Source organism: Myxococcus sp. AS-1-15 (genome assembly GCF_020037055.1).
Lineage (GTDB): Bacteria > Myxococcota > Myxococcia > Myxococcales > Myxococcaceae > Myxococcus > Myxococcus fulvus.
On sequence record NZ_JAIQDF010000024.1, the window covers coordinates 80,481 to 103,753 of the forward strand.

Below are 23,273 nucleotides of genomic sequence, written 5' to 3' on the forward strand. Positions count from 1 at the left end.
GTGCTCACTTGAACCCGGAACGCGTTTCTGTATGGTGGCGCGCCCTTTCAGCCGGGGGTGGCGTGGTGGGTGTCCACTGGTGAAGAGGAGTCTAGTACATGTTTGATTCAGTCCTTGACCGCGGTCAGGCGCCCAAAGCGCGGTTCGGTGTGGGAACCACCATCTCGGTGATCCTGCATGTGGCGCTGTTCGTGGTGGCCTACGTTCTTTCGACGAGGCCTCCGGTCGAGGAGGAGAAGGAGATCGAGGTGACGCTGAAGGCCACCATGGCCCCGCCGCCTCCTCCGCCGCCGCCCCCTCCCCCGGCGGCGACCTCCAAGCCGAAGACGACCCCGAAGAAGCCCAAGAAGCCCGACGCCATCGTCCAGCCCAAGGAGATCCCGAAAGAGGTCCCCAAGGAGGTCGAGCCGACCGAGCAGCCGGAAGAGGCCGCCGAGGAGCCCAGTGAAGAGGCGGTCGAGGGCGGTGTCGAGGGTGGCGTGGCCGGTGGTGTCGTGGGCGGCGTCGTCGGTGGTGTGATCGGCGGCGTGGTCGGTGGACAGCTGGGTGGGACGGGCACGGAAGTGCTGCCGTTCGGTGCGGGCATGACCCGTCCGGAGAAGGTCTCGGGTCCGCAGCCCGAGTACACCCGCGAGGCGCTCGAGTCTCGCGTGCAGGGCACGATGATCGTCAAGTGCGTCATCACCGTGGAAGGCCGTGTGGAGCGCTGCCGAATCATCAAGCCCCTGCCCCACATGGAACAGGCCGTCATGGACGCCCTGACGTCGTCACGTTACAAGCCCGTCACGTTCCAGGGCCGTCCGGTCCAGGTGGATTACACCTTCACCCTGAATCTGAAGCTGCCGCGCTGATCCGGGCGCGCCGTAGAGAAGCACCGCCGACCACCCCGCGCTCGTGAGGAGGAGCGCTCCAAAGCCATGCAATTCACTCTCGTCGAAATCTGGGCACACACGGGCCTCTTCGCCCGTATGATCATCTTCACCCTGGCCATCATGTCGGTGGCGTCCCTGGTCGTGATGGCGGAGCGGATGATCGTCTTCCGCAAGACCCGGTCCGACAGCCGCAACTTCGCGGCCAAGATGGGTGCCATCCTGGCAAAGGGTGACCTGACCACCGCGGCCAACACGAACCTGGGCAAGGACGTGGGCCACCTGGGCCGGGTGATCAACTCCGGTCTGACGGCCTACCGCATCAGCCCCAACAACAAGGACGTGGCGGTGGAGTCCGTGGCCCGCGCGCTCGAGCGCCAGGCGCAGCGCGAGGTGCAGAGCATGAAGCGCGGCCTGGGCCTCCTGGCCACGGTCGGCTCGACGGCCCCCTTCGTCGGTCTGCTCGGCACGACGATGGGTATCGTCAACGCCTTCCAGCTCATGGCGGCGGCCGGCTCCGGCGGTCTGGGCACCATCTCGGCCGGTATCGCCGAGGCGCTCATCACCACGGCCTTCGGTCTGCTCGTGGCGATCCCCGCCGTGATGGCCTACAACTTCCTGCAGGGCTGGGTGGATGCTCGCGCGGTGGACATCAGCGAGTCCTCCAACGAGTTCCTCGACGTCGTGGCCCGCCACCTGGGCGGCGGCGCGCAGTCCTCGCACGCGGCCTGAGCAGTCACCGGCGAGCCCGGGGACGACCCGAGGCCCGCCTCCTGACGTGAACGCGGCTCCTGAACCTCGGGGCCCGCGACGCCACCTTGGGAAGGCGGGCTTCCACCATCCGGAAGCAGGTTAAACGCATGGGAATGTCAGCAGGCCCCAAGGGGGGCATCAAGAGCGACATCAACGTCACGCCGCTGGTGGACGTGGTGCTGGTGCTCCTCATCATCTTCATGGTCGTCACCCCCATGCTCCAGCGCGGCAAGTCCGTGGAGCTGCCCAAGGCCACCGAGATCGAAAAAGAGAAGGGCAAGGACTCGGACCCTCTCTACGTCTCCATCACCCCGGACAAGAAGGTGTTCGTGGAGAATGATCAGGTGGACGAGCAGGCCCTCCAGGACCGCATCGCGGAGGAGCTGGTGAAGGACCCGGGCAAGAAGATCCTGCTCAAGGGTGACAACACGGTGAACGTGGGCGACGTGCGCAAGGTGCTCGACGTGGCCCGCAAGGCCAAGGCGAAGCAGATCGCGCTCGGCGTCGAGGAGAAGAAGTAATGGCCGGCCACAAGCAGCGCCAGTGGGTGAAGCCGCAGTCGGCGCCCAACTCGGAGATCAACGTCACGCCGCTGGTGGACGTGGTGCTGGTGCTCCTCATCATCTTCATGGTCGTCACGCCCCTCCTGGAGAAGGACATCCTGGTGCGCGTGCCGGACACGGAGGTGGAGAACGAGCCTCCTCCCGAGAATCCAGACAACCAGCAGCTGGTGGTCCTGCTGGACAAGGACGGCAGCTACTCCATCAACACGGAGAAGGTGCCCGCGTCGGACTACATCAACCGGCTCAAGCGCATGCTGGCGGCGAAGAAGGCGGACGAGAAGGTCGTCTTCTTCATGGCGGACGACGCGACCAACTACGGGCGGCTCATCGCGGCCCTGGACGGCGCGAAGGCGGCCGGCGCGAAGGTGCTTGGCATGGCGACGGAGCTGCCGTCGAACGCCATCATCCAGGGCACGCAGGTGGACACGGGCACCCCGGCGCCCGCTCCCACGCCCTGACATCTCCCTCCCGGAGCCTACGCTCCGGGTTGGAGTCGCGGTTCACAATCAGAAGCTCGTCGGCTAGAGTCCACTCCTCATGGCCGACGAGCTTCTCGTCTTTGAACAGACCATCGAAGCCCTCTTCCTGCGCGCGCTGCACGGGCGGCTGACGCCTGCCTGCAAGCAGCGCCTGAAGCAGGCGGGGCTCGACGTGGACCAGAAGCTGCGTCCCGCCTACTCCTTCACGTCCTGGATGGCGTTCCTGCGCATCGCCGCGGAGGAGCTGTTCCCCCAGGAGGCCGTCGCCCAGGGGACCTGGAAGCTCGGTGAGGCTTATATCGAGGGCTTCCGCGAGACGATGCTCGGCCGCGCGGTGCTGTCGCTGCTGCGGGTGCTGGGGCCTCGCCGGACGCTGATGCGGGCCACGCAGAACTTCCGGGCGGGCAACAACTACACCGAGTCGAAGCTGGTGGAGCTCACGCCCACCCAGTTCGAGCTGTGGATGAACGAGGTGGGCGACTACCCGGACTTCACGGCGGGCATCATCCACGCCGGCCTGCGAGTGGCCGGCGCCCAGGAGGTGCGCGTGGAGCCGTCAGGCTACGACGGCCACGCCTGCACCTATCGCATCAGCTGGAAGGAAGCCTCGGTCTCCTCGGGCGTGGCCGGCAGCGGCGACTCCAAGGCAGCCATGAGGTCCGGGTCCATCAGTTCCCTGTAGATGAACTCGGCGATGAGGCCGGTCACCATCCAGATGGGCAGGATGTAGAGCGAAGTCATCTGCCCCATGATGGCGCCCGCGTCGCCGTAGTACCAGATGCGGTAGCCGGTGAGCCGCTCCAGGACCAGGCCGCTGAAGCCCTCGAACAGCAGGATGCCCACGCCATAGACGGCGGCCCGGAGGCTGGCGTGCTGGTAGAGCATCCAGCGGAAGACGGGCTCCACGAAGAAGAAGCAGGCGATGGCGTAGATGAAGAACATCCACAGCGAACACTGCCCGTAGGCGGTGACGGCGGGGGTGTCCCAGATGGCGTTGAGCCCCAGGCGGTCATCCACCCGCCACTGGAACTGGAAGAGCGAGCCGAGGACGGGCACGTCCCGGGATACGCGCACCAGGTTGTAGAAGAAGATCTCCGAGCTGATGCCCACCATGCCGTAGAGGCAGAAGCGGAACATCGCGAAGGCGACCTTCATCCGCTGACCCCGCTTCATGTCTGCCCGGCGGATACGGACCGGACGACGCCGCTGAATCTCCTGCGACCCCATTTGCGTCATTCCCCCTGCGTTCCCCAACTCCCCGTCAAGCTACCCAAGGCGCACCCGCCCTGGCTAGAGGCCCCTTCACTTATCCAGTGAGTGTGGAACCCTGGTGTTCCTGGGGATGGGACAGGCATCCGCCCCAGGGGATTGGCTCTCCACGGGATTCTCCTCGGAGGGCTGGCGGTACGCGGGTTGCTCCACGCGGAGCCGGGCGATGCGGGAGGGGGACGGATGCTGGCGAGGGTGCGGTCGGGGGCGTTGATGGGCATCGACGCGGTGGTGGTGGAGTGCGAGGTCGACATGGCGCTCGGCCTCCCCTACTTCAACGTGGTGGGACTGCCGGAAGGCGCGGTGCGCGAGTCGAAGGTGCGCGTGGTCTCCGCGCTGAAGAACACCGGCTTCGAGCTGCCACAGAAGCGCGTCACGGTGAATCTGGCACCGGCGGACCTGCGCTCCGCCGGCGCCTTGTTCACCGACCGCATCGACCGCTCCTTCAAGTGCCCCATTTTACACCTCTTTTGCTGCTCAGTTCGCTGCCAACTTGGGATTGTGGACGTCTGGCGTCCCATCCTTGTCCCGCACAAGCTGAAGTTGCGCTACCCCCCGTCGCAACCACTCAAGGCGCGCCGCTGCATAGGACTTGTCCGTCGTCTCGATGCGGGCATGTCCGAGCAGGCGCTGCACGAGACGCAGGTCGCCGTGTTCGGCCAGGTGAGTCGCGAACGTCGACCGCAGGTCCTTGAACGTCAGCGGGATGGGGACCCCCATCACCCACAGCTTCATGCCGCATGACGGGCAGCGCGCCGGCGCCTTTGTCGAGCGACGGTCCTCATAGCCGCACGAGCGGCGCTTGCCTCGCGTCACGCACCGGTAGGAATACCCAACAACGAGGTTCGCGCGCACGAGCGCGACCCGGAAGTTCTCCGCGGCGTCCCACTCTTCGTTTCGCATGGACCCATCCGGCGAGGGGAACACCCACGGACTCTTCGCCACCGCTTTCATCCGCCGCAGTTCCGGCAGCAAGGCTGGGTGGATGGGAATCAGCCGGTCCTTCCGGCCCTTCGTACGCGGCAAGTCATAGCTGTTGCGCACGGTGATGACTGCTCTCTCGATGTCGAGCCCGTCCCACCTCAACCCAGCGACCTCGCCCTTCCGCAGCCCGGTGAGCACCGCGAACAAGTACAGGCCACGGTCGTATCCAGCCGACCCGAAGAACTGCTCAAGCTGCTCTAGGGTGAGGAATCGAGGAACCCGCTCTGGCACCTCAACGCGAGTTGCATCATGGGTCGGGTTCTCGCCACGGAAGATCTTCCCCTTGCGGATCGCCCACCGGAACACCGCGCCAATGCGCACCTTAAGTCCATGCAGCGAGGCAGGTGAGAGCGTGTCACGACGTGATGCGATGCACGCGTCAACGTCAGCCGGCGTAATCTCCTGCATGAGCTTCCGCCCCAACCGGGGCTCAATGTGCAACCGGAGTTGCGCGTCGATGTCCTTGAAGGAAGCGAGATGCCGCACAGAGAGCCGGTAGCGCTTTGCCACCTCCCCGAAGGTGATGGGCGGAGGGCCCTCAACGGCAAGTCCCTTGCGCTGCCGGTCGGCGACAGCGGCCAGTTCGTGCGCGAGACGCTCAGCCTCGGCCTGTCGGAGAGCGGTGGTGCGGACCTGCTTCCGCCGCCCTGCCGCATCCCGATAATCGACCCACCACGTGCCGTTCTCTGGCGCGTGCTTGCGTGCGGACGCGGAGACACCACGCTTGACGCGGAAGTAGGCGCGCGTCACTGCTCCCGCTCCTTCCGCGACCGCGCACGTGCATCACGCGGGGCGCGACGCTCGCGCAGCGCAGCGGAGAGTTGAGCCTGCCCCTCTGGCCCCTGGCTCCTCCACCACGCACGGACCTCGACACTGTCGAACCGCAGGCGTGAGCCAATGCGTTTGAACGGCAGTCCGCCTGGGAGATTCTCGGCGCACCTATCGTAGACCCACGTTTTGCCGACACTCAGAAAGGCACAGACATCAGCGACCGTCCATGCGCGCGCGTCATCGTCCGCGGACACCGAACCCCTGACGACCGAGAGGTGTCCCGACTTCGCGCCACCGTCGTCACAGTTGACCATGACCAACCCCCACTGTACGTCCAAGCAGTATTTGTGCCGACGTCGGGACAGGGGGCCGCCTGTCCAGAGAAGTGGTCGCCGCTCGCTCACCCCCGGCCCACGCCTGAAACACAGACGCGCCTCGCGGCAACCACGCAAGTAAGCCAATACCAGTCATCCACCCCGCAATCAACCGGGGTTGTGGAAATTGCTTGACGCGCGCGCACGCACTCGGGGTGTCCGAGCTTTCGCCGTCCCGCATGACTTCCCGACTGTCTGCGATTGGGCGGCGCGTCAGTCCGTCCTCCGAGACTCCTGACACGAAATGAGACACTGATACATCCAGTGTCGTCACATCGGTCTGTCCCTGGCGGACGTGCACGAGCCACCTCAAGAAGACGGAGCCGCGACGACGTCCGGTCAGAGCCGTCGTCGGGCGCCGGAGCGGTGGCTGGACAGGCCGAAGCCGCCAGACCTCCCGCTCTAGAAGTTGTCGTGTCGCTCGCTGCTGACCGGAAAACTCAGCGAGGGTTCGTCGCGGACAAGATGAGCCCGCGACGCGGGCCCTGTCAAGTCCGCTTACTGCTCGTCCGCGTGCGCGGCGTGCGTCTCGCCGTGCAGCGGGCACTCGTACGCGCGAATGCAATCGCAGGCCACCGGCTGCGCGCGGCGGCAGCACATGGCGCCGTCGCGCGAGGTGGCCACCAAGACGACAGGGCGCCGCTCGCGAGTACGGCGGCGAGCTGCTCGCGGCGTCACGGGCGGCCCCCGTGAATCCGCTGCCGGCCACGCGCTCGCGCCACCGGCATCGCCCTGGGACTCCATCACGGCGCCCTCTTGAGGAGGATGGAGTCGGGCAGCTTCATCTGCACCCCGCCCTTCAACCCCATGTAGCAAGAGCCGTTGTGTTCGGCCGTGTTCTCGGGACAGCACGGCGATGGCTTATCGGTGATTTCGACCCAGCACCCGCCGCGGAGAGGCCGTGCCGGTGAACGGCAGGGCGGCACGTCCTGCCCCGGGAGTGGCTGCTTCGGCACGGCCGCACAGATTTTCTTCCCTCCCATCTGAAGAGGACGACCGAACTCGACGAGGTCCGTTAGATAGGACTCGCCGCTGCTCGCATCGGGGACCACATACTCCACGCGGGCCGAGCCGCCGATGCCCGGTGCGATGTGGTCCACAGCTCGCGGCCACACCAGGGCCGTCAGTGCTGCGGCGGCCACGGCGTGGGGGATCCACCGGGGCGACGCCGCCCGCGGCGCCGGCAACACCGTCACGGAGACCACAGGGCGCGCGACAGTACGCCGGCCAGACTCGAGGTGGGCCCTGCCCAACTTGTCGTCCAGGGCGGCCTCGAACGCCGCCGCGACCACGTCGAGGACACCAGGGACGAGGTCCGGCCGACCAGCACGGTGCTCCGCGACGGCACAGTCCGGATAGGCGGTGACGAGCACCTGGCACGCGCCCTCGGTGGGCTCGCGCACGAGGACGGCCGGGTAGCCCGACACCCGATTGCGTGTCAGATGCAGGCGGTTGACCAGCCTCGCCAGGCCCGCCCGGAGGCGCGGTCCGAAGTGGTAGGGGCGGGCCTTCACGTGCCCCTGCCCTTCTTCGCCCCAGGCTTCGGCTCGTGCCCTGTCATCCGGTCCACCTCCAGAGCAGGCGCCACGAGCTCGCCGGCGATGACGCCCTCAGTCACCTCCCGCACGGTCGCGCGCTTGACCAACTCCGCCCAGCCCTCGACACCCAGCGTCGCCGCAAGGTCCCGGACGATGCGGATGGAATCCTCTATGACATCCGTCTGCCTGGTGCCGGAGGCAACCATCGCGTCGATGTAATCCGCGACGTCCGCATCCGGCTTGAACGTCACGACCCGCTTCTTCGGCCCAGCGGGCTTGGGCGTTTTCTTCCCCGGTATCACGGCAGCCCTCCCAGTTCTCTTCCTCAAGGTGCCTCCTAGCCCGCCCGCAGGCGGTGTGCCAAGACCCACATCGCCAACGACACCGTAATACCACAATCGCCACACATCCACATATGCTTGACTCGGTATTACCGAGTCGCTACTGTTCTCTCCATCGACGGACGGACGGGGCCCCCGGGAGGGGGAGCGGGGCCGGGCGGGCGCGAGGCACACGGGTGCCGAGGACGTCGAGCAGGGCAGGACGCAACGGAGCACGACACGGGGGCAGCAAGATGGCGACGGACAGAGCGGTGACTGTGGGCGAGATTCGGAAGCGGATGAAGGACCTCGTACACCGGATGAACCGGTACATCGAGGAGGGAGGAACGGACGCGGAAGCGGACGCCCTCAACAAGGAGGCGGCGGACCTGGATGAGCTGATGAGCGTCCTCGACCCCAACGGCGCCTTGGATGAGCCCGAGGCGAGGGCCTAGCCCTCCGGGGCCCCGGTGACAAACCGGGGCCCTAGCCCTCCAAGCCATGACGACCTACACCTTCACTCGGGCCTTCCCACTGCTACGGGCGAACGTCGGCGGGCTCGCGGCGCACCTCACGGCCGTCCCTGGCGATGAGCTGCACTCCGACGTGGATGACGTCGGCGTGACCTGCTTCCTCCTCGTGCGTGGGGACGGCGGCGCCGAGACGCCGGTGCGCACTGCGCTGGCCGAGTTCCGGGCGTACGTCCGGGAGCACTGAGCAACCTCGGGCGCAACGCCCGGTCAAACTCTTTCACTTCTGACGGAGGCTCACGTGAGCCTGATGGCGGAGCTGTGCCTTGTGGTCGATGAACGGCAGGACCCGGCCCCCTGGGCTCGACGGGCGCTCCTCGCGCTGGAGTCCCGCGCGTCGCGGGCTGGCGTGCGGACGTGGATGGTGGAGCGCTCGCTGTACGGTGCGGCGCTGCTGACTGCGGTGGTGGCGCAGCACCGCGACACCCTCGGCGCGGGCACGGTGACGGAGGCGCTCGGGCAGGTGGCGGGGCTGACGGTGTCGGTCGTGGCGCTCCTCGTCGGCGCCGAGCTCGATTCCATCGGCACCCGCGAGGCGGAGAAGGCGGCGGCCGAGGGGCGTGAGCCGGTGCGCGTCGAGTGCTCCCCGCGCGCGGCGCAGCTCCGGACGCTGCTGCCCTGGCTGGGGCTGGCGGGCCTCTCGCTGGCCTTCGGGTGGATGGGCGCGTTGGGCGTCGCGTGGCGCCTTGCGTACCCGGCGTGGCGTCGCTGGTACCGCACGCACCGTCCGCTCGGCCGCGAGGTGTCGCGATGAAGCCCGCCCCGGAGGAACTGTCCCTCAAGGACACCCTGGCCGCGCAGGGACTGTCGTACCGGCCGACCACGCCGCCGTCGTACGCCCGGGAGATTGTGTTGCCGGACGGCACCGTGGCCCTCACGGCGGAGGCCGCCACGGTGTGGGCTTGGCTCCGCGTGCGCAACCTCTCGGACGTCGACCTCGTCAGGGCCATGGCCAAGGCGGCGCGGACGTACGAGCACCACGAGATGTCCGCTGTGCGCGCCGTCGCGGGTGAGCGCGGTGTCGCGCGCATCCGGGCTGCCGTCGCCACCATCTCGGCCGAGGTCGACGCCAGGGACCGCGCCGCGCTCGCCCAGGAGCTTGAGTCATGACGTGCATGGCCGACACCGCCGCCGCCCTCCTCGGGCTCGCCTCGTACGTCCGCAAGGAGACGGACCCGGTGGCCCTTGCGGAGCAGGTGGCCACGCTCACGCGGGAGACGGCCGAGGTGGAGGCGGCGCTTCCCCTGGCGGAGCGCGCGCTGTCGACGCTCACTCCGGAGTCGACACCGGCTGCCCGGCAGACGTGGCGAGACTGCCACGGGACGCTGACGGCGCTGCGCCTCCGTCGCGCGCAGCTCGCGGTTGAGGAGGTGTACCTGCGCGCGGAGTTGGAGCGCGAGGAGCGATTCGCCCTGGAGCGACAGGCGCTGGCGCGGGCCCTCCCAGCGCCGCGCGCGGAGTAGACGTCAGAGGTTCATGCAAGACTACTGGTGCTCGGAGGTTTCATGGGCACCTGCACGGCATACACAGACGCTCACCCCGAGTACCCGTGGGCGCTCTGCTACAGGCGGCACGGCCACCCCGGGCGACACAGGTGGCACCGGTGGAAGTGGCACGACGCGGCGACTCAAGGCCGCGCCAGGAATTGGCTGACACAACGAATTGCCCGGTGCTCTGCGCGCGGGCCAACGGGAGAGGAGTACGGCATGGCGGGGTTTCAGAAGGCCACGAAGAAGCGCGCGAGGTTGCGGCTCGCGCTCATCGGACCGAGTGGCTCAGGGAAAACGTACACGGCCCTTCGCATCGCGCGCGGGCTGGTTGGGCCCACTGGCCGAATCGCGGTGGGCGACACCGAGAACGAGAGCGCTAGCAAGTACGCGGACAGGTTCGAGTTCGACACGCAACCGATGACGCGGTTCAGCCCTCGCGATTTCATCGCGCTCATCGCTGACGCGGCGCGAGAGAAGTACGACTGCCTCATCATCGACAGCCTCTCTCACGCGTGGATGGGGCGGGGCGGGGCACTGGAGATGGTCGACCAGGTGGCGAAGCAGTCGAAGTCCAAGAACAGCTTCGACGCATGGCGCAGCGTCACGCCGGAGCACAACGCGATGGTCGACGCGCTCATCCGTGCGCCGATGCACCTCATCGTGACGATGCGGGTGAAGACCGAGTACGTCGTTGAGGAGGTCAACGGAAAGAAGACGCCCCGAAAAATCGGACTCGCCCCCGTCCAGAGGGACGGACTGGAGTACGAGTTTGACGTGGTCGCGGACATGGACGGCGCCGAGTTGGTCGTCACCAAGACGCGCTGCCCGACGCTCCAGAAGGCAGTCATCATCGAGCCCGGCGAGCCGCTTGGCGAGACGCTCGGCGCATGGCTCACGGACGGAGCAGCCACCGAGACTGCGACCACCACCGCCACCCAGGTGCCATCCGAATCGAGGTCGGGGGAGGGCTCGCCCGTCGCTCGCCCTGCCCGTCCGTCTGAGCAGGCCCAACCCGCGAGTGAGCCTGCCCAGGCCGCGCGGAATGGACTGCACGGGCCTGATACCCCGGCGCCCGACGAGGATGAGTGGAAGGCCGAAGGCATCTGCACCGAGGCCGATATCGTCACCACCGAGGCCGAGGTCCGCTCTCTGTCGGAGGTTGCGAAGACGCTGAAGCGAGATGACCTCCGCAAGAAGTGTGGCGAGAAGCTGAAGGCGACGTGCAGACGGCTGGGCATCGTGCCCCCGCCGAAGCCCGCGCAGTCCGCGCAGCAGCGCGAGCCCGGCCAGGACTGACCGTCGTCACCCCGCGCCAGGACGGGCGGGGCCTTTCATCGGCGCGCAGTTCGCGTGCCTCGTGCGCCAGCCGGTTCAACTGCCCCCGTGTCCGGCTGGCGCGCACCTCTCTGTAGCTCCGCAGCCCCGTAACACCAGACGTCGCATCTCTCACAACGACAACCAGCACGCACACCAACCCGGTCCGAATGTCTCGGACGGCGGGCTCCCCACTCGCATGCCCAGAGGTTCCCACATGAAGCTGTTCCGCCTGTCGCTGCTCTCGCTGTCGCTGCTCTCCGTCACCACCGGATGCGCCACCCTCCAGGAGCGTCGCTGCTCGGCGCTCCAGGACGAACTCGAGGACGCGAACGTGGCCTGCACCGCGTGCCTGGGCCGGCTCAGCGCGGTCGGCGACGCGAGCCTCTGCCAGTACGTCTGCGCGCACAGCACTACGGTGGCGCCCGCCACCGTCATGGCCTGCACGCCCGAGGCGCCGGCCGTGAGCGCCCCTGCCGCCGCGTCCTCGGCCTCGAGCTCCGAGGCGTCGGCCGACTCCTCGCAGCCGTAGTCCCCTCCCCTCTCACTCCCCGAAAGACATCCATGCACACGCGTCTGCTGTTGCTCATTGCCCTGGCGCTCGCCGCGCCGGCCATGGCCTTCGACGGCCCCACCCCAGCCGTCCGTCCCCCGCCCGTCCTCCGCCCCCCGGGCTCCCAGGCACTGCCGCCGCTCCCCGGAGCCACCAACCCGCCGGGGCAGCCTGGCGCCCTTCCGCCGCCCAGCGTGAGTCGCGCTCGCGACGCGCGTTACCCGCCCGCCTCGACCGTGCCCACCATCTACTCCTCGGCACGTCCGAAGCCCGACTGGGCCGTGCGCATCCTCCGTCCCGCCAGCGCGGAGAAGACGGCGTGGGAGACCTGCGAGGGGCTCGTCCTCGCCAACGTCACCAGTCCGGACGGACTCCACCCCGAGACGTTGGCGAGCGCGAAACGGATGACGGATGAGCAGTGGAAGTGCGCCTACGAACGGCTGATGTCGTCCTGCTACATCTTCCAGAAGGCACGCACGAAGGACGCGTCTGGGTTGGCACGGTCGCGCGAGGAGAACAGTGACTTCCGCGCGGACATGGAGCGCCGTAGCAAGAAGGTGTGCGCGTCGGTGACGACGGAAGGCGATGCACAGCAGGTGATTGACGCCATGGTGGACCGGGCCGTCTGGCACTCCTACCAGCCCGCCACCCAGGCGAACTTCAACCGCGCCCTCCTCGATGAGGTTGCCCCTCCCCCGGCCCCCGACGTGCTCAAGGCCATGCAGCGCCAGGCGAAGCTGGCGTCCGCGCCGAAGTTGACCACCGCCGGCAGGGAAACGCAGCGGCCGTCCGACGTCGAGGGACTCCCCCGGAAGGCGTTGGACAAGTGCTGGGACGCAACCGTCCAGTGTCTCAACAACATCCCCGGCTCCGCCTCATGGAGTGACCCGGTGTACCAGTGCGCCCGGTGGCGCGGCGCCGAGCGCTGCGCGATGAAGGGCAGCCGCTACTCAAACATGAACGTCAGCGACGACGACTACCGGACGCGCTGGGGCGGCATCTGGACGTCCGACTCGCTCTCGGAAACGAACGCCTTCGCGGACAAGTGGAAGCGCCACTGCGCGACCGCTGTCGACGCAGGTGCAAACCCGGACCCGCACGTGGCCGCCCTGTTCGCGAAGTGCGACTCGCTCTGGACGTCGATGTTCCGCCTGTGACGTGACGCCCATCCGCCGCGTCCGGCGGTACTGCTGACGCGGCGCCCCTGCTGCACCTGCCGGAGCGCCCCCGGCAGCCCTTTCCCCTTCCCACCTCGACATGCACCAGCCCGGTCCGAGGGTGTCTCGGACGGCGGGCTCGTCACCCTCGCACCTGGAGTACCCACCAGATGAACAAGCTGCTCTCGCTGTTGCTCGCCGCTGGCCTCGGATGCCCGTCCGAGCCACCGGACCCAGAGCGCGTCCTCTACGTCAACGGCCGCATCGACACGTGCGTGCCCGGCGCGCCCCCTGCCGAGGCGCTGCTCACGACGGACGACCGCATCACCAGCACCGGCCCGCGACGGACGTTGGAGGCGCAGGCCCACGGCGCGCGCGTCGTCGACCTGGGCGGACGCACGTTGATGTGCGGATTCGTCGACGGACACATCCACCCGGAGCCCCTCGGGGCGCCGGCCTGGTTCGTCAACTCGCCCGAGTACGTCTCCGACCCGACGCACCCGCAGCACCCCTACGGCCCGGACGCGGCCGAGGTACTCGAGTTGGTGCGACAGCGGGCGCTGGTCGCCCCCGCGGGCCAGCCCATCATGGTGCTCGTCTCCGTGGCCTACTGGGCCAGCGCCGGCCAGGACCCACGCGCCGCACTCGACGCCGTGGCGCCCAACCACCCCGTCGTCATCGCCAGCTGGGGCGGGCACGGGCTCGCCGTCAACTCCGCCTCCCTGGCGCTCGCCGGCTTCAGCGACGGCCAGGCGGACCCGTACGGCGGCCGGCTCACCCGGGATTCCACCGGCCGGCTCACCGGCTACGTCCAGGAGCTGGCGGAGGTGCCGCTCTTCCAGCGCCTGGCGCTGGCCTTCACCGACGCCGACCTAGTCGCCCATGCCACCGGCTACGCCCAGGCGGCGTGGCGGACTGGGCAGGTCCGCGGGCTCGCGATTCCCTTCATGGTGAGCCCGGCCCGCGGCGCCGGCGTCTACGCCCAGGTGCCCGGGGACTACTGGCGGATGGCGTGCCTGCTCACGGACCCGGCGCAGGACTGCCAGCCCTACCGCGGGGAGACGCACGTCAAGGTGTTCATCGACGGCTCGCCGGACCGGTGTGAGGCTCTCATGCACCTGCCGTACGTCTCGCCCGAGACGTGCCCGGAGGCGGCGCCGTGGCATGGGTTCGCCAACCTCTCGACGCTCCACATCGACCTCGCGCTGATGCGAGTGCTCGGTGGTGAGGGCCGGCTGCTCGCCCACGCGCTCGGCGACGGCGCGGTGACGCTCTTCCTGGACCGGCTGGAAGCCCTCGGCGGGCCGTCTGGGCGCTGGCCCCAGGTGACGCTGGAGCACGGGGACCACTTCCGCCCCGCCGACATGGCCCGCGCGGCGCGCCTCGGTGTCGTCGTCGTGCAGAACCCCACGCACCTGCTGACGGTGCCGCCGCTCAGCGCCGCCCGGTACGCGCCGGCCGTCGTCGCGGAGAGCGAGCCGCTCCGAGACTTGGTCACCAACGGCGTGCGGCTGGCCTTCGCCTCGGACGACTTCATTGCGCCGACGTCGACGTGGCTCCAGATTCAACTCGCGGTCGCCCACCCCTTCCGACCCGCCCAGGGGCTGACGCTCCAGGAGGCTCTGGACGCGTGGACGGTGCACGCCGCAGCGGCGCGCGGATGGACCGACCTGGGCACGCTGGAGCCCGGGAAGCGCGCCAGCTTCCAGGTGCTCTCGCGCGACCCGAGATCCACTCCGGTGCCCGAGCTCGGGGGCATCACCTCCGTCCTCACGGTGGTCAACGGCGCGACGGTGTGGAGCAACGGCAGCGTGCAGGCCGCCACGCCGTAGCCCTCTGACTCACGCGCGGGCGGTGCAGCACGGGCCGCCCGCGCCTCTTCCGCTGCACCCGAGGTGTCCATGTTGGCGAAGGTGCTGGGCTGTTTTGCCGTGGGCTGGGGCAGCACGTTGGCGTCCGTGCTGGCGTTGCGACTCGCCTGCTGGCTGCTCGAGGTGACGCCGAGCGCTGCGGATAAGGGCGCGCTGTTGGTGTGGTCTGGACTCGTTGGTGTCGCCACCTGCATCTGGCTGGGTGCTGCGACGACGCCCGAGCAGTGGCGGCTCCCCGCGTTGGGCTGGCCGCGAAAGGAGTCGAGCCGTGACGTGTGAGGCGAAGCTGCTGACGAGACGGGAACTGGAGGACGCGATGGAACCACTGAGCGCCGACGCCGAGTCGCGCGTCTGCGGCCACATCGCGGCGCTCACTGCCGAGATGGACAAGGCCCGGGCCGTGCTGGCGGGCTACCTGGGGCGGCCGCTCATGGGCAAGGACACACTGCTCGTCCTCGCCGAGGGCGCCGTTGCTCGGGGCAACACCTCGGAGGACGACCTCGCCAAGGCCGAGTCCGAGCGCGACGCTGCACGGACGGAGGTGGACGCCTGGAAGGATGCGAGCGGACTGGAGCGCGGTGGCTCGCCGGAGCACGTGGGGCCGGACCACCTGCGCGCGGACTTGAAGAAACGCGACGATGAGGCATGGGCGCTGCGCCGGCTGGCCGAGCAGCGCCTGGCGGAGCGGAACTCGACGGAGTCCGAAGCGGAAGCCCTCCGCGAGCGCGTCACCACGCTGGAGGCGGAGCGGGACAAGGCCGTGGCCCGTGCGGAGCGGGAGTGGGAGGAGCGGCAGGCGCTGAACCACGCCGCCGAGGCGCGCGTGAAGGAGTTGACGGAGAAGCTCGCGGGCGCGCGCAACGCGGCACTGGAGGAGGCTGCGATAGCGGCGGAGTCTCCAGGGTGGAAGACGCGTCGCGGAGACGAGACGGCCCAGCGCATCCGCGCTCGCGCCTCCCAGTCACCGCCCGCCCCGACGCAGTGCTCGGTGTGTGGAAAGCCGGCCACCTGCTGGGGGCGGCGAAGCGGCGAAGCGCGCCCGTCCGACCCCGCGTGCGGCGAGTGCTGCGCGCACGACACCGGTGAGTGCGAGCGCATCGCGTCCACCCCGCCCGCGCTGGTGGATGCGGTGGGGCCTGTGGCCGAGCAGGTCCGTCTCAACGAGGAGGTCCACCGCCTGCCGGACGCCGGGGTGATGCCCATCAAGCTCACTGCGGCGCAGGGCCGAGCCGTCCTCGCCGCCTACGACGCCGCGAAGGGAGTCCGCGGGACGAGCGTCTCCCCTCCTATCCTCCTCGCGCGGAACCCGGTGGACACCAGGCCCGCTGCGCCAGCTGCGCCGCGCCCTCGCAGGCCCGAGCCAGCGCCGTCGGTGCCAGCGTTCAAGGCCGAGCGCGCGACCCACGGCGGGTACCACGGCCCTAGGGCTGTGAGACAAGCCATCCAGTACGCGCCGCCGGGCGTCCAGGTCGACGCGTTCCGCGCTCTCGGATCGCTCGCGGCGGACCACATGCGACTCCGCCAACAGGCCAACGTGGCCGAGTCCATGCGCGCCCTGTCGCTGGAGACTGCGGGCGCGGTGCCGTCACCACCTGCCGCGGAGATCCGCGCGTCGCCCCGGCTCGTCGACGCTGTCCGGCAGGCGCTGGGCCAGCTGCGCGACGGGCCCGCTGGGCGCGTGGGCGACGCCATCGCCACGCTGTCCGATGCGCTGGGGGGGACGCTCGTGAGCCCGTCTACCGCCTTGGCCTGGGTGACCGACGGAGAGACCGAGGGCGCCGAGCACGTCGTGTTCGCCAGGTGCGAGGGCCGCGCGCGGGTGCTCGCGGGGCGCGCCACCGGTGACGCCCCGCGCCACGTCAAGATCCGCCGCGAGCCTCGGTTTGACGAGCACGCGCCCGGCCCCGTCCCAGTGTCGGCGCTGCTCGATGCCGGGTGGTGGTACGAGTGCGCGTGGTGCTACCACCCCGTGGCCGACGAGGGCTGCGAGCGGTGCGCGGACGACGCCAACGCCGACGTCCTGGCCGAGCCCGTCGTCACCGATGACAACGCGTGGTGCTCCGTCGCCTGCCAGGAGGCGTGGGCCGAGGACATGCAGCGGCACCGGGAGCACGAGGCGTCCGCGCGTCGGCAGGCACTCGCGACACTGCCGGACGCGACGGTGGAGTTCATCGCCACGGACTCCGTCACGCTGCGCGTCCCCGGGTGCCTCGGCTCCGTCAAGTTCGACCTGGCCACCGGCCACATCTGGGTTAGCGCTCGCGACATCCACGTCGCCAGGGCCATGGGGCACATCGAGCCGCTCTCCACCTGGGAGTCCGAGGGAGGTGCCCGGTGACATCCGCTCCGCAGCCGCTGTCGCACTGGTGGTACCGGCTGGCGCTCGAGCGGTGCCCGCCCATGCCATCCGTCGGTGCCTGCCCGGTGGCGTCCCTCGCCGAGGCCAAGGCGAGGCGCGAGCGCGAGAGCGACGGGCAGGTGTTCCGCGCCCTCCGTGTCGAGCTGCGCCTGTCCCTCCGGGAGATAGCCGCGGGCTGGGGCGTCTCGCCCGCCATGCTCGGCGAGTTGGAGCGCGGCCGCCGTCGCTTCGCCTCCCCTGCCGACTTGTTCGCCGCGCTCCAGCAGCTCTGGCAGTGGGCGTGCGAGCGGCACACCTACGCCACGTTGGGGAGCCCCAGGTGGCGGGCCAGGCGCTGACCCGGAATCGCCGCAGTCCATAGACCTACCGGGCCGACGCCCGGAGCAACACCAGCGCGGGAATCCCCTCGCGCTGCATCACGAGAGGTGCGCCATGAAGTCGATGATGATTGCGGTCGCGGTTGCGATTCTCCTTTCCACGCCGCGCCCCGCCGAGGCCGCTGACTGCCGAAAGCACGAAGCCAAACTGGAGCAGTACATCCAGGAGGCGGAGCACCTGCGCCTCATCCAGGAGCGGGTGACGGAAGTGCAGCGCCTCGCGACGCCGGAGGCCGGCGTGTACTCGAGCGTCAGGGACGCGCTGACGCAGGTCCTCGTCGTGCTCAAGGACAACATCGGCTACGCCAAGGGCCGGATTCGCGACGCCAAGGACAGCCTGAACGCGTGCCGGTCGCGGTAGCCCACGCTCCTGGTGCGTCGTCCCGAGGCATGGGCTTGGGTAGGTTCCACGCCCATGCCTGACGCACGAGCCATCCACGCCGCCGAGTTCCTGGCGCGACTCCCTCACCTCACCGACCGCGACGTAGCAGCGCTCATGGACCGACTGGCCGGGCCCGACTTGCCCGACGTCCTCGCCGAGTACACGCGCACCATCATCGACGAGGTGGGCGCCATGCTGCCCGAGGACACCCGCGCGGGCATCCTCAACGAAGTCGGCTCGCTGATGCTCATCGGGTACCTGGTGGGCCGCAGCCAGGAGGAGGTGCCACCGAGCGCCCCGCCCTCCGCGCGCGCGTAGCCGGCCCAGGTAACATCCGCGGCGGCCCGCGTCTCAGGGGCATGCCCACCACGTACCGCTGTCCGGCCTGCGGCGCGCAGCTCCTCCCCCGCGCCGACGGTGCTCTGGAGTGTCCCTGGGAGGACAAGGCCCAGCACCCTCCGGGTCCTCTTGGACGCATGTACCGACCAGGGCGAAACGGGCGCCTCAGGCGTGTGCCGGCTTGCCCGCCACCCGAGGCCATACCACCCCGGGGTGAGAGCGCTGGCCGATGGGATGGGCGAGGATGCTGGTATCGATGAGGTCCCGCAGTCGTTGGCTTCAAACAACACCGTGGCACGCACGCCGCGCAGCAACACGGGGGTACGCATGGACGAGGTCGTCAAAGGTGAACTGGCGGAGGCAGGGCGGCGCGGGCACATCTTCAGCCCCAACCCGGCCAACCCCCAGTCCTTCAAGTGCGAAAACTGCGGGACGATGTCGCGCCTCGACGTCGAGGGCGCAGCGGCAGCTCTCAACGGTGGCGAGTGCATCCCCGCATTCGCCGACTGGTGCCGGCCCGCTCGGCTCCGGAGGCTGTCGGAGCAGGGGAAGGAAGCGATTCTCCGGCGCCGTCAGGAAGTCCGCGCCGCCCTCGATTCCGGCTGGGCGGCCGACTACGCCGAGCAGCAGAGGACGGAACTCATCGCGCTGGCCGTCCTCCTCGGCGAGCACGACCAGGCGCTGCGGCTGAACCTCCCTGTCGCAGCCCGCGCTGGCGCACAAGAGCACCAGAAGGCCGTGGACCTCGCGTGCGAGCTACGCTTCACCAAGCTGATGGAGCAGTCACAAGGATGAGCGATGGACACCGATTCCGCCCTGGCACGAAGGCGCACACGGCCGCCCTCGCGCTGATGGATGCGTGGGGGTGGGCGGAGCCCCAGCCCGGCTCTGGGAAACCCCAGGGGCGTCTGGACTGGGACGGCGAGCAGTGGCACTTCTACGACGAGCCCGCCGGCGCCGACTCGGAGCGCCGTGCAACAGCTCACTGCCCCATCCAGGCCGTGATTGAGGGGGAGATGGCGCACCAGGAGGGGCTGCGTCTCGTGCGCGGCGACCGGCGCCGCCTCCTCCTGCTGGAGCCCGGGCTGCGGTGGACCCTCGGCGACCCGCTCTAGTCCTGGCGCGCTTGGGGGGATCTTCCATGCCACCGACCGGATGGGGTCTGATGCCGGTTCCACACCAGCAACGGGGGCACCATGGGCGTCAAAGAGGACTTGGAGGCGTTTCAAGTTGCGCGCGCCGAAGCCATCGCAGATGCGGAGCTTGTTCTGCGGCTAAAGGAAGCAGTCAACGAAGAACTCATCCCTGCCCGAGCGGCGGCTGAAGCAATCCGATTCGCGAGCGTCAGGCTTGGAGAGGAGACGATTCCCGCGTACCTGTTGGCACTGAAGCGGCTGCAAACCAACGGCGGGAAGTAGGACGAGAGGCCCGCCCCGGTGCTCATGAGCGGGCCGCTACCTCGCCAGCAGACCGTTGGCTGGTGGGTCAGGGTTCCTCGTCGCGGGGGTCACCGGCGAGGCTGGGCTGGCACGAGCACTCGTCGCCCGTGTCAGCCATCACCGAGTCGACGGCGTCGACAACTTCCTGGTCTCCCTCGGCCTCGCGCAAGTCCTCCCCCCCTGCGTGGAACTGCTTGAGCGCCTCCGCGCGGACCTCTTCGCGCATCTCGTCATCCACGTCGGAGACAGCGCCACATTGAGAGCAGGACGCAAGAGCCCCCAAATCGGCAGCTATCGCGGTGACGGCATCTCGAATCGCTTCGCCTCTCTCCCAGTCGCGCTTCACGTGGCTCATGCAGTCCTCTCCTTGTGGGCATCGAGCTGTCCTGGCCACGATACACACGCTGCCGATTCTGTGAAGTCGACCTCGCTTGGTCGAAGGCGGAGAATTCGGTGCGGCCCGTGACCGTCGCATCAATGGCTGGCGTCCACCCGCAGCGGGTAGAACCGAACCCAGTTGCCAGCGGGCTTTTGAAAGCGTTGTCTTGATGGCTTCCACAGACAACGGGGGATGTCCTGTTCAAGCACACACACTACGTTCCGATTCTGAAGGGAAAGCGCGGCGAGTACAGCGCTCTGAAGGAACTCTACGCGGCGGACCTGGCCGGGCTTACGCCAGTCATTGAGGTGCCGCCCGTCGACTGGAACTGGGAAGACGACGTGGCGAAGAAGACGGAGTTCGCCCACCTCGTCTCCACGGTCGACAACCTGTTCAAGTACTGGGGCACGGACCGGCCCATCTTCGTCGACGTGGAGACGGCGGACCTGAGCGACGCCGTCGAGGGCGACCCTGCTGGCCGAAGCCCCATCACGTGCCTCTTCGACCTCGCCCGAGGCAAGGGGCTGAAACTCATCCCCGTACTGACCTCGACGGCTGGACCGGCATCAATCGCGGCCGTCGCTGGTGCCGCAGTTGTGGACCAGCGCGGCGCGATGCTGCGCATCGTGAAGGACCACTTCTTCTCGCCCGGTCTGCCGGCCCTGTTGACGGGCTTGGCCGGCCAGCTCTCGCTCGCCCCTAGCATGCTGGACGTGCTCATCGACTTGGAGGACGTAGACTCGGGCTCGGTCCAGGCATACGTCGCCAGCGTCCCCATTCTCCTCGGAGCGATGCCGAACCTGACCGCGTGGCGAACGCTTACGCTGGCGAGCTGCGCCTTCCCGGAGACCCTCGGGTCCTTCACCGTCGGTGCCGTCGGACGGACGTCTCGCGTGGACTGGCTGCTCTGGCGTCACGTCTGCTCGCGCCTTGCTCCTGGAACGCGCAAGCCATCGTTCGCCGACTACGGCATCTCCTTCACGACGCTGGCGGAGATTGACCCACGCGTCCTCAAGACGCCCCAGAACATCCGGTACACAGCCTCCGCCGAGTGGTTGATCTTCAAGGGCGTCAACTTCAAGAAGAACGGCGGCGCGGGGTTCATTGGCCTGTGCCAGCAGCTCATCGCCCAGCCCGAGTTCATGGGGGCGACCTTCAGCGAGGGCGACAGGTACATCGCGGGCTGCGCGACAGGCAGCATGAAGCCCGGCAACCCGGAGACATGGCGGCGCGTCGGGACGAACCACCACCTCACGTTCGTCGTTCGTCAGCTCGCCAGCGCGTTCTCGACTTCAGCGCCAGCCGCACCCGGTCCCTCAACTGGTCATGGGGGAGCGACGCCGTGAGGCGTTCGTAGAGGACCGGTCGGGGCTTGCTGCGAACTCCGGCAGCGGCCCCGATGTCCTCCAACAGCCGGAGCGCCTCATCACGCCAGAGCAACCGCGCGACGGAGAGCGGCTTCTGCTCCGGATTGAGGCGAGGAGCTCGGTGGACCTCGACGGCCACCGTACCGTCCTCACAGGTGGTCGCAGCCAGCACGCCCCACCACTCCGGAATGAGGGCTAGGGCCTTTTCGAGGTGCTTCCGCCCCACCACCAGCGTCGCCTTGTCCAGTACAGCGCTGTACGCCGTCACCTGACGCGGCAGTCGCTCCAGGGTGTCGCGCTCGCTCTTGAGCTCGTACCCGTGCAACTCGCCGTTGATGACGGCGACATCCACGCGAACATCACCATGCTCCAGCCCAAGCTCGTCCAGGATGAGCGTGTCGGACTCACCGGCATGGGCGGCGCGCAGGTCCCGCAGCAGCGCTGTGCGGACATCGATATCGCGCATACGCAGCCCTCATAGTTCAGTAACCCCGGGATGAGCGATAACCCCAAGGGTCACGAAGTTCAGGCCCCACTACAGGATGGGTGCCTGCTCACTTCCACGCCTTCCGGCCACTCGACCGATAGACCGGCCCGCCCTGGGCTAGAGCGGGCCGCGTGCCTATAGGCCGAAAGTCCACCGCGCACCCACGCCCGCCATCCGCTCGCGGTTGTTGACCTCCGCGAAGCCGAAGAGGCCGGAGCCCGGGCGGTGCTGGCGCATCTGCGTTGAGGCGCGGCGCCCTGACGGGGCCCGGACGCTCAACCTCTTCTCGGCGGCGCTCTCGGAAGGGCGCATGCTGGAGGACGCCCTCACCGAGCACGCGGCGAAGACGGGCGAAGCCCCCCACGGCGATTGGCGAGCCCTCTGGAACTGGGCGATGAACGTCGCCCTCTACGCAGCCAGCGGGGGCGTGCGGGAAGAGGTGTGGCACAACCGCGAAGCACGGCAGCTCCGCGAGCGCATGGAGAAGCTCCCCAAGGGGGAGAAGCGCGACAAGCTCCGCGCGAAGCTGAAGGAACTGGACCCGCAGCGCCGCATCATCCTCGGCCGCAACGTCCCGCCCGTGGAGCGCCCTCCCGAGTCCGAGGGCACCGGGATGCCGCTCGTCGTTCGCGTGCGCGTCTCCGGGCACTGGAAGCGCCAGGCGCACGGCCCCGAGCGCCGCGACCGGAGGCTCATCTGGGTGCAGCCCTACTGGCGCGGACCGGACGACGGAACAGCGCCAGTCACGACGACGCACGAACTCCGGTAGCGCCCCCAGCAGAGAACTCCCGTGGGCGCGAGCAAGCAGCCCATGCGCTCATCCCCAGGCTCGTGTCCTACGCGCAGCCTCGGGCGATCATCACGGCGACACGACGATGCCGGCTGGCTGAGAGCCCGCGCCTCTCCGGGGGCCCGTGATGTCAACGGCGACAATCTCTGACGCCTCCAGTTCCTTTCCCAGCCGCTCGACGACGCGCTCACTCACCGCCACCACGGTCGGACAGACCCTCGCGAAATCGGCGGAGGGAACGGCATCCAGACGCAACTCGTTCAGGGGAGGAAGTGCTGCGCCGCCCACGCGGCCGCAAGTCCTGCAAGGCGTACCGTCACTCCCTCCGCGAACGCCCCCTCCAGGTCGAACCTCCAGTTCCAGCAGCTCGGCCACTCCAGGTCGTGCCTTGAACCGCGTCGGGACCGGGATGGCCCCTGTGAGCCCCTCAAGCCGAGCAGCGACGGGCGGCTGGACGAGGATGATCCACGGCATGTGGATGGACACAGGGGGAAACTTCCCGCTGGCCTTCCCCGTCAG

32 protein-coding genes and 1 pseudogene are annotated in these 23,273 nt (G+C 68.8%); 25 read left to right on the plus strand and 8 right to left on the minus strand.

Annotated features, from left to right (window positions below):
- Window positions 1-98: 98 nt before the first annotated feature.
- From K8625_RS40755 to K8625_RS40775, 5 genes are all read left to right on the plus strand, one after another.
- Window positions 99-851 carry an energy transducer TonB gene (locus tag K8625_RS40755; RefSeq protein ID WP_223746461.1) on the plus strand — a complete coding sequence of 251 codons (753 nt, stop codon included), beginning with the start codon at window positions 99-101 and terminating at the stop codon, window positions 849-851.
- 66 nt (window positions 852-917) lie between these two features.
- Window positions 918-1,601, plus strand: a complete 684-nt coding sequence (locus tag K8625_RS40760; RefSeq protein ID WP_141325234.1) for a MotA/TolQ/ExbB proton channel family protein — start codon at window positions 918-920, stop codon at window positions 1,599-1,601.
- Between the two features lie 128 nt (window positions 1,602-1,729).
- Window positions 1,730-2,143 (plus strand): biopolymer transporter ExbD, encoded by a 414-nt coding sequence (locus tag K8625_RS40765; protein WP_223746460.1) that lies wholly within the window; start codon window positions 1,730-1,732, stop codon window positions 2,141-2,143.
- A complete protein-coding gene (locus tag K8625_RS40770; RefSeq protein ID WP_074949876.1) occupies window positions 2,143-2,643 on the plus strand; it encodes a biopolymer transporter ExbD in 501 nt (166 codons plus the stop codon). The genes K8625_RS40765 and K8625_RS40770 overlap by 1 nt, the downstream gene beginning before the upstream one ends.
- A gap of 79 nt (window positions 2,644-2,722) precedes the next feature.
- A complete protein-coding gene (locus tag K8625_RS40775) occupies window positions 2,723-3,346 on the plus strand; it encodes a DUF2378 family protein (protein ID WP_074949874.1) in 624 nt (207 codons plus the stop codon).
- Here K8625_RS40775 and K8625_RS40780 read toward each other — a convergent pair.
- Complete coding sequence (locus K8625_RS40780; RefSeq protein ID WP_223746459.1) at window positions 3,247-3,819, minus strand: hypothetical protein; 573 nt, start codon at window positions 3,817-3,819, stop codon at window positions 3,247-3,249. The genes K8625_RS40775 and K8625_RS40780 overlap by 100 nt on opposite strands.
- A 366-nt stretch (window positions 3,820-4,185) precedes the next feature.
- On the opposite strand from K8625_RS40780, the pseudogene K8625_RS44030 reads away from it, so the two are divergent.
- Window positions 4,186-4,296, plus strand: a pseudogene (locus K8625_RS44030) (magnesium chelatase domain-containing protein); the annotation flags it as partial.
- 114 nt (window positions 4,297-4,410) lie between these two features.
- On the opposite strand, the gene K8625_RS40790 reads toward K8625_RS44030, so the two are convergent.
- From K8625_RS40790 to K8625_RS40805, 4 genes are all read right to left on the minus strand, one after another.
- Window positions 4,411-5,667 carry a tyrosine-type recombinase/integrase gene (locus K8625_RS40790; RefSeq protein WP_223785734.1) on the minus strand — a complete coding sequence of 419 codons (1,257 nt, stop codon included), beginning with the start codon at window positions 5,665-5,667 and terminating at the stop codon, window positions 4,411-4,413.
- On the minus strand, window positions 5,664-6,002 hold the full coding sequence (locus tag K8625_RS40795) for a helix-turn-helix domain-containing protein (protein WP_223785735.1): 339 nt from the start codon (window positions 6,000-6,002) through the stop codon (window positions 5,664-5,666). Before K8625_RS40795 ends, K8625_RS40790 begins: the two co-directional genes overlap by 4 nt.
- Window positions 6,003-6,805: 803 nt before the next feature.
- Window positions 6,806-7,576, minus strand: coding sequence for a hypothetical protein (locus K8625_RS40800; RefSeq protein WP_223785736.1), 771 nt, complete (start codon window positions 7,574-7,576; stop codon window positions 6,806-6,808).
- Complete coding sequence (locus tag K8625_RS40805; protein WP_223785737.1) at window positions 7,573-7,929, minus strand: hypothetical protein; 357 nt, start codon at window positions 7,927-7,929, stop codon at window positions 7,573-7,575. The genes K8625_RS40800 and K8625_RS40805 overlap by 4 nt, the downstream gene beginning before the upstream one ends.
- Window positions 7,930-8,219: 290 nt before the next feature.
- Here K8625_RS40805 and K8625_RS40810 point away from each other — a divergent pair, with 290 nt between their 5' ends.
- The 17 genes from K8625_RS40810 (at window position 8,220) to K8625_RS40890 (ending at window position 19,710) form a co-directional block, all read left to right on the plus strand.
- Window positions 8,220-8,375, plus strand: a complete 156-nt coding sequence (locus K8625_RS40810) for a hypothetical protein (RefSeq protein ID WP_223785738.1) — start codon at window positions 8,220-8,222, stop codon at window positions 8,373-8,375.
- Between the two features lie 46 nt (window positions 8,376-8,421).
- Complete coding sequence (locus K8625_RS40815; RefSeq protein WP_223785739.1) at window positions 8,422-8,637, plus strand: hypothetical protein; 216 nt, start codon at window positions 8,422-8,424, stop codon at window positions 8,635-8,637.
- 54 nt (window positions 8,638-8,691) lie between these two features.
- On the plus strand, window positions 8,692-9,204 hold the full coding sequence (locus tag K8625_RS40820; RefSeq protein WP_223785740.1) for a hypothetical protein: 513 nt from the start codon (window positions 8,692-8,694) through the stop codon (window positions 9,202-9,204).
- Window positions 9,201-9,560, plus strand: a complete 360-nt coding sequence (locus K8625_RS40825) for a hypothetical protein (RefSeq protein ID WP_223785741.1) — start codon at window positions 9,201-9,203, stop codon at window positions 9,558-9,560. Before K8625_RS40820 ends, K8625_RS40825 begins: the two co-directional genes overlap by 4 nt.
- Window positions 9,557-9,913: a hypothetical protein gene (locus K8625_RS40830; protein WP_223785742.1), complete on the plus strand. Its 357-nt coding sequence runs from the start codon at window positions 9,557-9,559 to the stop codon at window positions 9,911-9,913. The genes K8625_RS40825 and K8625_RS40830 overlap by 4 nt, the downstream gene beginning before the upstream one ends.
- A gap of 282 nt (window positions 9,914-10,195) precedes the next feature.
- Window positions 10,196-11,236: an ATP-binding protein gene (locus K8625_RS40835; protein ID WP_223785743.1), complete on the plus strand. Its 1,041-nt coding sequence runs from the start codon at window positions 10,196-10,198 to the stop codon at window positions 11,234-11,236.
- A gap of 235 nt (window positions 11,237-11,471) precedes the next feature.
- Entirely contained in the window at window positions 11,472-11,786 is a 315-nt protein-coding gene (locus K8625_RS40840; RefSeq protein WP_223785744.1) for a hypothetical protein, read from the plus strand.
- Window positions 11,787-11,818: 32 nt separating this feature from the next.
- Window positions 11,819-12,964: a hypothetical protein gene (locus tag K8625_RS40845; RefSeq protein WP_223785745.1), complete on the plus strand. Its 1,146-nt coding sequence runs from the start codon at window positions 11,819-11,821 to the stop codon at window positions 12,962-12,964.
- Window positions 12,965-13,134: 170 nt separating this feature from the next.
- The gene (locus K8625_RS40850; protein ID WP_223785746.1) at window positions 13,135-14,796 is read left to right on the plus strand and encodes an amidohydrolase; all 1,662 of its coding nucleotides are present in this window, start codon (window positions 13,135-13,137) and stop codon (window positions 14,794-14,796) included.
- Window positions 14,797-14,865: 69 nt separating this feature from the next.
- Entirely contained in the window at window positions 14,866-15,114 is a 249-nt protein-coding gene (locus K8625_RS40855) for a hypothetical protein (protein WP_223785747.1), read from the plus strand.
- Between the two features lie 37 nt (window positions 15,115-15,151).
- Window positions 15,152-17,173 carry a hypothetical protein gene (locus tag K8625_RS40860; RefSeq protein ID WP_223785748.1) on the plus strand — a complete coding sequence of 674 codons (2,022 nt, stop codon included), beginning with the start codon at window positions 15,152-15,154 and terminating at the stop codon, window positions 17,171-17,173.
- Window positions 17,170-17,532: a helix-turn-helix transcriptional regulator gene (locus K8625_RS40865; RefSeq protein ID WP_223785749.1), complete on the plus strand. Its 363-nt coding sequence runs from the start codon at window positions 17,170-17,172 to the stop codon at window positions 17,530-17,532. Before K8625_RS40860 ends, K8625_RS40865 begins: the two co-directional genes overlap by 4 nt.
- Before the next feature lie 94 nt (window positions 17,533-17,626).
- Entirely contained in the window at window positions 17,627-17,932 is a 306-nt protein-coding gene (locus K8625_RS40870; protein ID WP_223785750.1) for a hypothetical protein, read from the plus strand.
- A 54-nt stretch (window positions 17,933-17,986) separates the two neighbouring features.
- On the plus strand, window positions 17,987-18,271 hold the full coding sequence (locus K8625_RS40875) for a hypothetical protein (protein WP_223785751.1): 285 nt from the start codon (window positions 17,987-17,989) through the stop codon (window positions 18,269-18,271).
- 255 nt (window positions 18,272-18,526) lie between these two features.
- The gene (locus K8625_RS40880) at window positions 18,527-19,087 is read left to right on the plus strand and encodes a hypothetical protein (RefSeq protein ID WP_223785752.1); all 561 of its coding nucleotides are present in this window, start codon (window positions 18,527-18,529) and stop codon (window positions 19,085-19,087) included.
- Window positions 19,084-19,407, plus strand: coding sequence for a hypothetical protein (locus tag K8625_RS40885; protein ID WP_223785753.1), 324 nt, complete (start codon window positions 19,084-19,086; stop codon window positions 19,405-19,407). Before K8625_RS40880 ends, K8625_RS40885 begins: the two co-directional genes overlap by 4 nt.
- A gap of 81 nt (window positions 19,408-19,488) precedes the next feature.
- Window positions 19,489-19,710, plus strand: a complete 222-nt coding sequence (locus K8625_RS40890; RefSeq protein WP_223785754.1) for a hypothetical protein — start codon at window positions 19,489-19,491, stop codon at window positions 19,708-19,710.
- 67 nt (window positions 19,711-19,777) lie between these two features.
- On the opposite strand, the gene K8625_RS40895 is transcribed toward K8625_RS40890, so the two are convergent.
- Window positions 19,778-20,086, minus strand: a complete 309-nt coding sequence (locus K8625_RS40895) for a hypothetical protein (RefSeq protein WP_223785755.1) — start codon at window positions 20,084-20,086, stop codon at window positions 19,778-19,780.
- A 281-nt stretch (window positions 20,087-20,367) separates the two neighbouring features.
- On the opposite strand from K8625_RS40895, the gene K8625_RS40900 reads away from it, so the two are divergent.
- Entirely contained in the window at window positions 20,368-21,456 is a 1,089-nt protein-coding gene (locus tag K8625_RS40900; protein ID WP_255666374.1) for a beta family protein, read from the plus strand.
- On the opposite strand, the gene K8625_RS40905 is transcribed toward K8625_RS40900, so the two are convergent.
- A complete protein-coding gene (locus tag K8625_RS40905) occupies window positions 21,362-21,943 on the minus strand; it encodes a sce7726 family protein (protein WP_223785756.1) in 582 nt (193 codons plus the stop codon). The genes K8625_RS40900 and K8625_RS40905 overlap by 95 nt on opposite strands.
- Window positions 21,944-22,274: 331 nt before the next feature.
- On the opposite strand from K8625_RS40905, the gene K8625_RS40910 reads away from it, so the two are divergent.
- A complete protein-coding gene (locus K8625_RS40910; protein ID WP_223785757.1) occupies window positions 22,275-22,733 on the plus strand; it encodes a hypothetical protein in 459 nt (152 codons plus the stop codon).
- A gap of 90 nt (window positions 22,734-22,823) precedes the next feature.
- Here K8625_RS40910 and K8625_RS40915 read toward each other — a convergent pair.
- Window positions 22,824-23,273, minus strand: a 450-nt coding sequence (locus K8625_RS40915) for a double-CXXCG motif protein (RefSeq protein WP_255666367.1), incomplete at its 5' end; no start/stop codon positions are given.